Below are 12,161 nucleotides of genomic sequence, written 5' to 3'. Positions count from 1 at the left end.
GCACAATGAATCTAGAAGTAAAAATCAAAAAAATTCACGATGATGCCATGCTACCAATGCAAGCCAACCCTGGTGATGCGGGCATGGATCTCTATTCCATAGAAGCCATAGAGATCCCAGCAGGCGTAGCCAAACTCGTTAAAACAGGTATTCAGATTGAATTACCTAAGGGAACGGAAGCACAAATTCGACCTAGAAGTGGACTAGCATTAAAGCATAGTGTAACTGTACTCAATAGCCCAGGCACAATAGATGAAGGCTATCGAGGCGAAATCGGCGTTATTTTAATCAACCATGGTCAAGAACCATTTATCGTAGAAAAATCCATGCGTATTGCCCAAATGGTTATTCAATTTGTTCCATCCATTCAATTAGTGGAAGTAGACGAATTATCTCAAACGGTCCGTGGGGCATCTGGATTTGGAGCAAGTGGCACGAAATAGCGTGGCTATATACAAATAGAAACTTCATAAAGATTGCTTAAAAATCCTGCGAAGATGCAGGATTTTTTTGTTGTCATTTATAATAGCAGAAGGAAATGTTAGGGTTCTTATGGAAGAAATGCACCATACTTTTATAAAAAACAAAGGCAGTAAGGTCGAACAGCCGGCAAACTTCACATGGTCTGTCCACAGCACCGTGATTGGAGGTTATTATAAAATGGGCCAATATGATTTCCTCAATCAAGAAGGCAGCAGCATAGCTCATTTTGATCTCTATTCATTGGTACAATCCTCAGACAAACCTTTGACTGGAAAGCCAGACGTTTTGATTTATGATGCAACGGTTGACCAATGGCATGTGTTTAACAAAACAGATAGTGATGCCATTTTTCCGTTAATGGGAACTGCTGCGAGAAATGGCTTTGTGACAGTTATTAGTAATACCGTTCCATGATTTTGTAAATCCATTAAAAACGCTTTAATGAATGAATAGAAGAGCACATATATTAGTACGAATGATATGTGCTCTTCTTTATTTTGTTATTTAAGGAGAAGAGTTTATTCTATTAAGATAGTGAGGATAAAAAATGAATAGGAAGAATGAAAAATACTCTTTAACAGAAGATGAGCTGGAGGTATTTGAAACCTCTTTTCAGTATGGGAATTTAAAGAATGCTAATTATGTTTTTGTTGGGATGGAGGAAGGATTAGGGCGTTTTGGTTATCAAGAAAACCTAGAGGGCAGACTAAATTTTTTAACGAAGCACAATCATTATGTGCATTACATCGATGCTGAACAGGATTATAGAAACGGATGGTATGTAACAGATATTGAAGATTCACCTGCGCTCCTGACAGCCATCAATAGTAGTTTAGAAAATAGAGGAATCCCTATAAGCTGGGAAGTTGATAGAAAAATTTACCCAACCATGAGAATGCAAATTCGTTTAGCTAAGCTACTGGAAACAAATATGGATTTCTCTACTCTGGATTTATTTCAAAGTAATACAGACTATTCTTCGTATCCCTTACATACTAAAGACGGAGCAACCGCAATGTTTGATTGGTACCCTCTACCAAAAAGAAGTAAAAATGATTTTCCCTATATAGTTTCTGGAAAGTTTGACGATTTGAAATCCTATTATAAATATTATGATACTCAAGACACAACTCGAATAAATATTATTAAAAATATGTATGATACGTTGCCATTAAATATTAGTTTCGTTTATGTAGGCATACAAAGGGGAAAATTTAAATTACAAAAGCATTTTGAAGATGTGTTAGGGTTCCAGTTTGCTCCTTATAATACAGGCTTAGTGCCTGCTAGCTTTTCTACACGAATGGACCCTAGCCAGAAGCCTAAGCCTTTTAGTATAGGTCAAAGAATACGAGATGATGGTCACAGACAATTAGCCGTCATGACACCTTTTTGGGGAATGGGTCAATTTGGATTCGACGATATAAATGCAATGGCAGCTTGGGTTTATGAGAAACAAAGCCAATTCAATCTTGCTTAAACAGTTGAATTTGTAAGTTATGGAGAAGAAGAGATTACATTAAAATTGGATTCGGTCTGTCTATAGAGACCTAAATGCAGGAAGAAAGATAGTAGTAAGCTTAAAAACAAGTTAACCTTTGTTAAAGGCTAACTTGTTTTATTTTGAGAAGGGCTAATCATTTTTATTTAGAAAAGTACTAGGCATTACGACAAGAACTACTGTACCGCGAGCACAAAGCGTATCCTGAGCGTAAACTTCGGTTTCAACCTTCCATTTTTTCGGATGAATTTCTTCAACAGTCCCAATTGCTTTTAATGGAACATGTTGTGGTGTTGGCTTGAGGAAATCTACATTAAGGTTAGCCGTTACAAATCGAGGTGGCTCCGCTCCATCACCAATTTCATGTCCATTTTTACGATGCAATGCAAGCGCAGCTGACCCTGTTCCATGGCAATCAATTAATGAAGCAATTAAACCACCGTAAATAAATCCTGGAATACCCATATATTTTGATTCAGGTGTATAGATGGTGATCGTCTTTTCTCCTTGCCAACCCGTGCGCAGATGATGACCATCATCATTCAGTCGGCCACACCCATAACACCAAGCGATGTCATCTGGATAAATATCTTGTATTGCTCTTTCTACGCTTAATTCTTCCATTTTGCTCTCCCCAATACTCTAGTATTATCTGTTTCTAAACGAGCGTTAATCATTTAAGTATAATTAATTATTTCCATTCCATCAACAAAATTCTAAATATTCTATCTATTTTAAATTATTTAAACTAGAAGCATAACTATGAAGAAAACTCGGTTTGGCACTCCCATAAAGTTGGACAAATTTTATTAGTGACAGGTGGGGAGGGCTGGTATCAAGAAGAAGGGAAGTCGGCACAGCTTTTAAAAACGGGAGATGTCGTGAATATTCCACCGAATGTAAAACGCTGGCATGGTGCGACAAAAGAAAGCTGGTTTGTTCATTTAGCCATGACACTTGGTGAAACAGAATGGCTAGAACCAGCATTGGATGAATGGTATACTAAACTATAAAAAGAAAAACGTAACGGATTACTACTTAATTCGTTACGTTTTTCTTTTACCGCGCTGAAGTAGTAATAGAAGGAGACAAAAGGTATGTCATTAGGAAATATAATCGATTGTATTTGTAAGGAAGCAACAAATAGAGACAGTAAAAAATTAGAGCAATTACTAGAACAACTGTATGATTATGAGAGTCCCAAAATACTTGATATTTTCCCTTATCAGATAAAAAGTAATGAAAAATATAGTCAAGTAGAAATATTCTTCGATAAATTAGAGATGATCGATTTCCAACAAAAAACGCAGAATTATCATGCATATCAAAAAAGCCTAGAAAAATTTGAGAGATTTTTTGAATTAATCTGGTTAAGATCATCTGAATTTTATGCATTTTATTATTTACCAGAACCTTTATATAAGGATCAATTGTATTATAAAATCTACGAGAATGAGTGGAATCAAATTATACCTAAAGATCTTACAGAAGGAATTTTATTAAACATTGATGAGTACTCTATGTTAATTTCGCTCATTAAATTAGCTGTTTCGGACCATCTCTATATACATTTCATTATACTTGAGGAGAATATTGTCTTTAGTGGGAACGGATTAGCCTTTTTGATCTATAGCCAACATAATCTTGATTTATTGGAAAAGATAGCTAATACTGAAGGGCTCTATATCCGTTGATCCCATCCGATACGCCAAGAAACAATTAATTTGTAGCTAGTTGACGGTATTTTGCCGTTGACTAGCTTGAAATTTTTGTATTTGTATCGTCTGCATGACTTTACTAATTTTTTTGAAATGGATAAAAGTGTTGTAATTCAGAACATAAAATCATAATATAAGAATATAGTTATATAGTGATTAATTTACCTTTCATCTAGGTGATTTTATTATAAACAAAATATAAGAAAATAATTATATAAGGAGTGGAGATAAATGGAAAACACACTAATTGAAAAACAATTAAAAGCAGCAGCTGATTTAAATCGCATTAAATTGCTTGCATGTATGAAAAATGGGGAGGTATGTGTATGTGATTTTGTGGATGTGCTAGGCATATCACAACCAGCAGTTAGTCAACATCTACGAAAATTAAAGGAGGCTGGCATTATTACGGAACGAAAAGTAGGGACTTGGAAACATTATCGTTTAGTAGAGGAGCAAACGCCATTGATGAAGGGCATTTTAGCACAAATTCAACCTTTAAACGGGTGTAGCTGTGGCACAGATTGTTGCGATGTAAGGGGAACTGATCATGAGTAATGATTCTTTAACCAAGCAGCTTTCTTTTCTAGATCGTTACCTCACCCTTTGGATATTCGTTGCGATGGGAATAGGTGTTGTATTAAGTATCACCATGCCTAATGTTGGTGAAGCTTTAGAGTCCATGTCTATTGGCACAACGTCCATACCAATTGCAATCGGGTTAATTGTCATGATGTATCCACCATTAGCGAAAGTAAAATATGAGGAAATGTGGCGGGTCTTTAAGGATTGGAAAGTGCTTTTGCTATCCCTTTATCAAAACTGGTTACTCGGACCGTTCTTAATGTTCTTTTTAGCCATCATCTTCCTACACGATTATCCAGAATATATGGCTGGACTTATTATGATTGGTTTAGCTCGCTGTATTGCAATGGTCATTGTATGGAATGATTTAGCACGTGGAGACCGTGAATATGTAGCTGGGTTAGTTGCCTTTAACTCCATCTTTCAAATCGTAACGTATTCAATTTTTTCTTACTTTTTCTTAAATATATTACCTGAATGGTTTGGTTTAGAGAATTTCGAAGTATCTATTTCCATGTGGGAAATTACTAAAAGCGTACTTATTTTCTTAGGTATACCTTTTGCTGCAGGGTTCCTCACACGTTGGATAGGGATTAAAGCAAAAGGGAAACAGTGGTATGAGGAAAAGTTCTTGCCGAAGATTTCACCACTGACTTTAATTGCACTGTTATTTACGATTGTGATGATGTTTGCCTTAAAAGGTGAGCAAATAGTTGAACTACCACTCGATGTAGTACGAATAGCTATTCCTTTATTTATTTACTTTGTAGTGATGTTTGCTGTTTCATTCTTCTCTTCACGTAAAGCAGGTGCATCTTATCCTGTCACAGCCGCTCTTTCTTTTACAGCTGCAAGTAACAACTTTGAGCTAGCCATTGCGGTGGCAGTTGGTGTGTTTGGCCTGCATAGTGGCGTGGCATTTGCCGCTGTTATTGGTCCACTTGTAGAAGTACCTGTACTTATAGGACTTGTATGGGTTGCATTACGTTGGCAGAAAAAGTACTTTAAAACCATTAACTGATAAGGAGCTAGTATGATGAAAAATACACTATATTTCTTGTGTGTGGGGAACTCATGCTGTAGTCAGATGGCTGAAGGCTGGGCAAAAAAATTACTGTCTATTGATTGGATAGTTAAAAGTGCAGGAATAGAAGCGCATGACGTCAATCTGAATGCCATTCAAGCAATGGCAGAGTTAGGGATTGATAACATCAGATTTAATTAATGTTGAGCTATTAAACAACGCAACATTCGTTGTCACGCTATGCGGTGATGCAGCTGATAAATGCCCAACGACACCACCTCACGTTCGTCATGAACATTGGGGCTTTGAAGATCCAGCGAAAGCGAAAGGTACTGAAGATGAGAGGTGGGCTATCATCCAAAACGTACGTGATCAGATTGGTAGACGTATAGAAAAATTCATTACTGAGGAACTGTAGTATCCAAAAAAATAATTACGTCTAGCTTATTGCTAGGCAAAAAAAGCATCCTTAATATAAGGAAATAATTATATACTAATTTAAAGAGGAGAAGGGATAATCTATGAAAACATTTAAAATAGTAAATCAAAATGGCTGTTGCGGTTCAGCAAAGAATGTTGAGGCAACCGAGAGTGTTAGTAATGTAGGAAAGGCTTTACCCATTGCCATTATTGGTGCAGGTCCAATTGGATTAGCTGCGGCAGCGCATTTAGTGGAACAAAAGCAAGCATTTTTTTTACTAGAGGCAGGGCATGAAATAGCACACAATATTCGTACTTGGGGACATGTCCAATTATTTTCACCATGGCGATATAACATCAACAAAGCTGCTAAAGCTTTATTAGATAGCTCTGGTTGGATAGAACCTAATCTAGATACATTACCGACAGGACATGAATTGATTGATCTATATTTAAAACCTTTGTCTGAGCTAATACAAATTAAGCCCAACATTCACTTGAAAGCGAGAGTAGTGGGAATTTCACGCGAAGTAAATGACAAGATGAAATCAAAAAACAGAGCTGATCAACCCTTTAAGATTTATGTTGAACAAAACCATGACATTCATATTATGGAGGCGAGAGCAGTTATTGATGCAACGGGAACGTGGGGGAATCCAAATCCAGCAACTTCTACAGGCGTTTGGCTGCAATCTGAGCAAGCATTAGTCGAGCACATTGAATATGGAATTCCAGATATAGCTAGAAATACTGCGAGATATGCCAATAAAAAGATTGCAGTTATTGGTGGTGGCCATTCAGCGATCAACACCTTATTAACTTTAGCTGATTTACAAAAGGAAAATCCTTCAACAAAGCTAGTATGGATTATGCGTAAAAAATCTGTAGAAGAAGCCTATGGTGGCGAAGAAAAAGACGAGTTGGCAGCACGTGGAGCACTCGGTATACGTATTCACGAATTAGTAGATACAGGAAAAGTAGAGGTAATCACACCTTTCTATATTTCACAGGTGAAGAAAGATGACAACATCAGTATCATTGGTACGATACATGGAGAGCAGAATGTATTAACAGGATTTGAAGAGCTTATTGTCAATGCAGGAAGCCGCCCAGACCTTACTATTAATAGCGAACTACGCCTTTCTATTGATTCAGCAACAGAAAGTGTGTATGCATTAGCACCACTAATCGATCCGAATGTGCATAGTTGTGGCACAGTTAGAGCGCATGGCGAAGAAATACTAAGGCAACCTGAAAAGGACTTTTATATAGTCGGTGCAAAAAGCTATGGACGTGCACCAACCTTTTTAATGGCAACTGGCTATGAGCAAGTTCGTTCAGTAATAGCCTTTTTATCAGGGAATGAAGAGGCTTCAAAGCGTGTGGAATTAGAGTTACCCGAAACAGGCGTATGTGGACTTAGTCTTACTAATTCATGTTGTTAAAAATTAGCGTTTATTACGTAGCCTAAGGCTCTTAAAAAACAACAATCTGTACGAAAAACAGATTGTTGTTTTTTAGGAAGAAGATTTAATAGAAATCATTTATTTTGTTCTTGATAATTAATGGCCTCTTTAAATTCATCGGTAGCTAGGATATTGTAAAACATATTCTACTGTTTACATTTGCTATTGTCACAGTGACTGTATTGTCTATCCATAAATAGTATTCATCATCATAGAGTTTAATCTTATCCTGCGGAGCAATTTCGTTATCGACTTCACCAAATTCTCTAGCTTTTTTAAATGGTTTCTCTATAACTTTCATATCCTTCACATCAGAGATTTGTTGTAAGGTATCGGGTTGTACGTCATCGAAATTCATTAATTCTTGAATTTCAATAACCATTGATGCTTCTTTCTGATCGTTACAAGCAACTACCCCTAAAAAATCATTAACAACAAAATTATTTTTATTTTCACCCCTTTTTATTCAATCTAGCATATTCCCTTATGAACACTTCTTCAAACAGCAAAACCAACCTGTTAAAAGCCATTAATTTATTGGAATATAAAAAGAAGTAATAATTCAATTAAAATAATAGCTAGAGTACCTATACCAACAAAAAGCATCTTTTTTTGAATTTCATTTTCGTGTGACCTTATTTTACAAACCGAACAGCTTAAGGCTACTCTTGATGGATTGACCATAGTCATCAAAGAAGAACTTACATTTTGAGCACACGCTACTAGGATAGGTGACATACCTATATGAAGGGCTGTTTCTGTTTGTAATCTAATAAACATTGTATTGGAAGCCGTGTTACTTCCAGTTAAAAAGCCACCAATTGCACCGACTAATGGAGAAATAAATACATAAAATTGCCCAAAGGATTGTGCAGCTAGTAAAGATAGTAACTGAATCATTTTTGCCTCAGACATGATTTCTGAAACAACTACATACAAAAAGGTTGTCAGTATAACCGGATAACATTTTCTAAAAGTTGAAATACTACTTTCTCTTATTTCGAATGCTTGTAGTCGATAAAAGAAGATCGTGAAAATACAAACGATAAATAGAAAAAAACCAGGCGAATATAAAATTGATAATTCGAAATTATATTTTTCAATAGTTAATATCCATGTATTGGATAAATACTCTTTAAGAGGTATGACAATTCTTGATATAAATAAAAGTACTATTAAAAGCAGATACGGCATTATATTTTTAATGCTATTCGATTCTTTTTCTAATTTAGACGTGCTAGACGTTTTTTTATTTTGCTGTTTAATCATTAAAAATAGAACGGAAATGACTGCTAAAGATCCAAACAATCCAGCAAGCTCCACACTAACAAATCGATTACATAACCAAACTGAAGCCCCTAACAGAAAACCCACAAATAGGATTGTGAATAGTCTTTTTTTCAAAGCACTTAGCCCTGCACCTATGTAAACCACTACTAATGCATAATAAATATAAATGGGAACACACATCAAGGCACTTCCCATTCCCATCTTGTCAAGCTCTACATTACCTAAGGTTGCGCCAATTATTGTTCCCATGGCAAGCGTTCCCCAGGGAATAATACATAAACTAACTAACGCAATAAGGGAAGACTGAATCGGACTAAACCCTAAAGCAATTAGTAAAGGAGCTATGACAATGACTGCTAAACCAAAGCCACTAACAGATTCAATTAAAGGCGATAATCCCAATGCTAAAATGAGAATTTGATAAATTTTATCATTAGTCGCTTTCGTAATAGAAGAAGCTATGCCATTAATTGCACCTGCTTTATCCATTAAATGAAATAAAAAAATACCGAAAAATAAAATATAAGCAATAATTGACGTAGTAAGAAAGCTTTTTATAATAGGTTCGGTTAAATTCATTATGTTACTATTAAAAATAGGGGAAAGAGCAATTGCTGCCGTTAACATACAGGCAACTATTCCAGTGAAGATGGAAGATTTTTTTAAAACGAAAATCATAAACATAATACTGATTAAAGGTAGCAAAGCAAGTAGCACTTTCAACAATTAAATCACTCCTACTGAATAACAAATTTTATACTATAGCGTAAACGATTATTCTATAGTGTATTATTTTACGTTAAAATCCTTAAAAGGGAAGTGTTTTTTGAATTTTTTTATAATTCCTAATAGAAGAATGGAGAAATACAAATGGAATTTGGAAAACAAGTAAATTTAATAAGAAAAGAAAAAGGCCTGAGTTTGCAGGAGCTTTCTGCGTTGAGTAACGTAAGTACGTCCATGCTATCTCAAATAGAACGTGGTGAAAAAAACCCAACTATTTCAGTAGCTTGTCAGATTGCCGAAGCTTTAAATACTACTTTATCAGCCCTATTAGATCAGCAAGAGAAGAGAGAAACCATTGTTATAAGAAAAGAAAATAGACCTGTGTACCATGATGAAAACTCTGGTTTTCAAAGACATTTATTGTCACCTTCTTTTCCGTCAAGAGGAATTGAATTTGTGAAAAACGTGATGCCACCTCTTTCAGAATCAGGCATTTTTCCGGCACATCAATCAGGCGTGAAAGAGTACATATATGTAGAAAAAGGGACTTTAAAGGTTGAACTAGGCAAAGGTCTTTATAACGAAGAATTATATGAGGGGGATTCTTTCTTTTTTGAAGCCGATACAGAACATCGATTTATTAATGTTTTGAATGAGGAATGCCATTATTTTTTAGTTATTGATTCAAGCCAAAGTAAGAAGTAAGAGAACTATTCGTTGCTGTTTTTCAACATCCAATCATTGTTTCTAAATGACTGGATTTTTGTATTTAGATAAAAATAGCCCAAAATCATGTCTATTCATCTGAGAGCTTTCCCCTTGACTGGAATTTATAGTATGCTGATTAAAAGAGAGGAGAGGGATTTTATGGTTAAACAATTAATGATTGGGGACACAACACAAGAATGGGCTTCTACGCGTCGCATGCTGGAACGCTTGCCTGACGAGCATATGACATGGAGACCACATGAGAAATCGATGACACTCGGAGGTCTGGCCACACACCTAATCAATCTGCTCAACTGGCAAATTGCGATTTTACAATACCAGGAGTTTGATCTTTCGACTGTGCCGTTGCGACGGGAGCCATTAGAAAAATGCGCTGATATTCTGGGAGAGTTTGAAGCAAATGTCGGCAAGTTGGAAAAGATACTTGCCGAATGTGATGAAAAAATGCTAGGCGAAGAATGGACGCTACGTCATGGTGACCATATCATTCGCCGTGAGCCCCGAGCAATTGCGTTCCGCACCTTCGGATTAAGCCACATGATCCATCATCGAGCGCAGCTTGGGGTATACTTGCGACTTCTCGATATCCCAGTTCCAGGCATCTACGGGCCCTCTGCAGACGAGGAAGCCTAGTAACCTACATCCACGAATCGATAGAAACAAGGGTGAAAACAATTGTTTATCATTTGGAAATAAAGTATTGATATGTGAGGTGTTCGATTGAATAAGATAATGACGAAGACAGAACGATTAATTATTCGATTAATGGAGGTGGAAGATTATTCTTCTTGGCTTACGCAATATGAAAACCGTTTACCTTCTCAGCATAAATACGATGAGGGTAAATTAGATATGAGCATCTGTACGAAAGAATGGTTTTGTGATTTAGTTACGAAACATCATCAGATGGCTGAGGATGACAAGGTATATGTATTTGGCGTATTCAGAAAAACAGATAATACACGCATTGGTTTCGTGGACTTTTCAACAATTATGAGGGAAGAATTTCAATGGGCTAGGTTCGGGTATACAATTCATAACCATTTTTGGAGAAAAGGTTATGGTAAAGAGGCTGTAAAAGCAGCGATTGATCTAGCATTTGAAAAATTAAATTATCATCGAATAGAAGCTCATATAAACCTCGACAATACGGCATCTATAAAATTGGCAGAAAGTGTTGGAATGCTTTATGAATGTACGAGGAAAGCATTCATATACGAGGACGACAAGTGGACTGACCAATTAGTTTATTTTATAAACGCAGAAGACAAGCCATTCTAATGAATTAAAAAAGCGTCAAAAATTTTTCCCATTTAAAAGGGAGGAGCTGTATGTACGAAATGGAGAACTCTTTAGAAGTGCAAAAGAAAGAGGATATAAAAATTTCAATTGTCATACCAGCCCATAATGAAGAAAAATACATTGGAAAATGCTTAGAATCTATTTTAAAAGCTTCCACATCATTTGAAAATCAAGTGGAAATTATTGTTGTCTTAAATCGATGTACAGACAAAACAGAGGAAATTGCAAAATCGTATAATTGTATCCTATTAAAGAATAGCGATAAAAACCTTTCTAAGATTAGGAACGCTGGTGTTGACATAGCAAGAGGGGAAATCATCGTTACAATCGATGCAGATACGCAGATGAACGAGCATGTGCTGTCAAAGGCAAAGGAGAACTTAATCACAGGAAAATATATTGGCGGTGGCGTTACAGGGAAGTTTGAAAGAATGTCCTTAGGAATTTTTGTTTCAGCTTTATTATTGATTGGGCCACTCTTCTTTAAATATGGCGCAATTTCTGTGGGAATCTTTTGGTGCTACAAAAAGGATTTTCAAGCGATTAAGGGATTTAATGAAAATATGCTGATGGCAGAAGATGCCGATTTCGCTAGACGATTAAAAGATTTGGGAAAAAAGAACGGGAAAAAATACGGAACGATTCAAAATGGAATGATCACTTCAAGCAGAAAATTTGATAAGCATGGCGACTGGGTTTTGCTTAAACGTCCTAAAATGATCCTAGCTTATCTTAAAGGAACAGATCAGAAATATGCGGATGAAGCCTATTATGAAAATGAAGATAGATAAAAAGAAACCGTGACGTTAATCGAACAAGGATTAACGTTTTTTTATTACGATGCAATCACACTAGCTAGATTAAAGAAAAGAATTGAATAATTTTTTATAATAAATTATTCTTTATTCATCAATATT

General features: G+C 35.9%; 14 protein-coding genes and 2 pseudogenes. 13 read left to right on the top strand and 3 right to left on the bottom strand.

Features of this window, described 5'->3' with window-relative positions; translation table 11 throughout:
• Positions 1–5 precede the first annotated feature (5 nt).
• The 3 genes from dut (at position 6) to ACEVFT_RS15560 (ending at position 1,963) form a co-directional block, all read left to right on the top strand.
• The gene (gene dut, locus ACEVFT_RS15570) at positions 6–443 is read left to right on the top strand and encodes a dUTP diphosphatase (protein WP_393950628.1); all 438 of its coding nucleotides are present in this window, start codon (positions 6–8) and stop codon (positions 441–443) included.
• Between the two features lie 217 nt (positions 444–660).
• On the top strand, positions 661–897 hold the full coding sequence (locus tag ACEVFT_RS15565; RefSeq protein ID WP_393950627.1) for a hypothetical protein: 237 nt from the start codon (positions 661–663) through the stop codon (positions 895–897).
• A gap of 133 nt (positions 898–1,030) precedes the next feature.
• Positions 1,031–1,963, top strand: coding sequence for a hypothetical protein (locus ACEVFT_RS15560; protein ID WP_393950626.1), 933 nt, complete (start codon positions 1,031–1,033; stop codon positions 1,961–1,963).
• Positions 1,964–2,116: 153 nt separating this feature from the next.
• Here the strand turns inward: ACEVFT_RS15560 and ACEVFT_RS15555 are convergent, their stop codons facing one another.
• Positions 2,117–2,608, bottom strand: coding sequence for a PaaI family thioesterase (locus ACEVFT_RS15555; protein ID WP_205443577.1), 492 nt, complete (start codon positions 2,606–2,608; stop codon positions 2,117–2,119).
• 155 nt (positions 2,609–2,763) lie between these two features.
• On the opposite strand from ACEVFT_RS15555, the pseudogene ACEVFT_RS15550 reads away from it, so the two are divergent.
• From ACEVFT_RS15550 to ACEVFT_RS15525, 6 genes and pseudogenes are all read left to right on the top strand, one after another.
• A pseudogene (locus tag ACEVFT_RS15550) lies at positions 2,764–2,997 on the top strand (cupin domain-containing protein); the annotation flags it as partial.
• Between the two features lie 84 nt (positions 2,998–3,081).
• Entirely contained in the window at positions 3,082–3,678 is a 597-nt protein-coding gene (locus tag ACEVFT_RS15545) for a hypothetical protein (protein ID WP_393950625.1), read from the top strand.
• A gap of 255 nt (positions 3,679–3,933) precedes the next feature.
• Positions 3,934–4,260, top strand: a complete 327-nt coding sequence (locus tag ACEVFT_RS15540; RefSeq protein WP_393950624.1) for an ArsR/SmtB family transcription factor — start codon at positions 3,934–3,936, stop codon at positions 4,258–4,260.
• Entirely contained in the window at positions 4,253–5,308 is a 1,056-nt protein-coding gene (gene arsB / locus ACEVFT_RS15535) for an ACR3 family arsenite efflux transporter (protein WP_393950623.1), read from the top strand. Before ACEVFT_RS15540 ends, arsB begins: the two co-directional genes overlap by 8 nt.
• 12 nt (positions 5,309–5,320) lie before the next feature.
• Positions 5,321–5,729, top strand: a pseudogene (gene arsC, locus ACEVFT_RS15530) (arsenate reductase (thioredoxin)).
• A 103-nt stretch (positions 5,730–5,832) separates the two neighbouring features.
• Positions 5,833–7,176: an NAD(P)-binding domain-containing protein gene (locus ACEVFT_RS15525; RefSeq protein WP_393950622.1), complete on the top strand. Its 1,344-nt coding sequence runs from the start codon at positions 5,833–5,835 to the stop codon at positions 7,174–7,176.
• Positions 7,177–7,321: 145 nt separating this feature from the next.
• Here ACEVFT_RS15525 and ACEVFT_RS15520 read toward each other — a convergent pair whose 3' ends face one another.
• Both ACEVFT_RS15520 and ACEVFT_RS15515 read right to left on the bottom strand, forming a co-directional pair.
• Complete coding sequence (locus ACEVFT_RS15520) at positions 7,322–7,579, bottom strand: hypothetical protein (protein ID WP_393950621.1); 258 nt, start codon at positions 7,577–7,579, stop codon at positions 7,322–7,324.
• A 152-nt stretch (positions 7,580–7,731) separates the two neighbouring features.
• Complete coding sequence (locus ACEVFT_RS15515; protein WP_393950742.1) at positions 7,732–9,204, bottom strand: L-lactate permease; 1,473 nt, start codon at positions 9,202–9,204, stop codon at positions 7,732–7,734.
• Positions 9,205–9,357: 153 nt separating this feature from the next.
• On the opposite strand from ACEVFT_RS15515, the gene ACEVFT_RS15510 reads away from it, so the two are divergent.
• The 4 genes from ACEVFT_RS15510 (at position 9,358) to ACEVFT_RS15495 (ending at position 12,035) form a co-directional block, all read left to right on the top strand.
• On the top strand, positions 9,358–9,918 hold the full coding sequence (locus tag ACEVFT_RS15510) for a helix-turn-helix domain-containing protein (RefSeq protein ID WP_205443582.1): 561 nt from the start codon (positions 9,358–9,360) through the stop codon (positions 9,916–9,918).
• Between the two features lie 162 nt (positions 9,919–10,080).
• Positions 10,081–10,575 carry a DinB family protein gene (locus ACEVFT_RS15505; RefSeq protein ID WP_205443583.1) on the top strand — a complete coding sequence of 165 codons (495 nt, stop codon included), beginning with the start codon at positions 10,081–10,083 and terminating at the stop codon, positions 10,573–10,575.
• Between the two features lie 87 nt (positions 10,576–10,662).
• Positions 10,663–11,223: a GNAT family N-acetyltransferase gene (locus tag ACEVFT_RS15500; RefSeq protein ID WP_393950620.1), complete on the top strand. Its 561-nt coding sequence runs from the start codon at positions 10,663–10,665 to the stop codon at positions 11,221–11,223.
• Positions 11,224–11,273: 50 nt separating this feature from the next.
• The gene (locus tag ACEVFT_RS15495; RefSeq protein ID WP_393950619.1) at positions 11,274–12,035 is read left to right on the top strand and encodes a glycosyltransferase; all 762 of its coding nucleotides are present in this window, start codon (positions 11,274–11,276) and stop codon (positions 12,033–12,035) included.
• Positions 12,036–12,161 lie beyond the last annotated feature (126 nt).

The organism is Lysinibacillus sp. PWR01, assembly GCF_043359455.1.
GTDB classification, from domain to species: domain Bacteria; phylum Bacillota; class Bacilli; order Bacillales_A; family Planococcaceae; genus Lysinibacillus; species Lysinibacillus fusiformis_F.
This window is presented reverse-complemented; position numbering and strand designations above follow the sequence as displayed.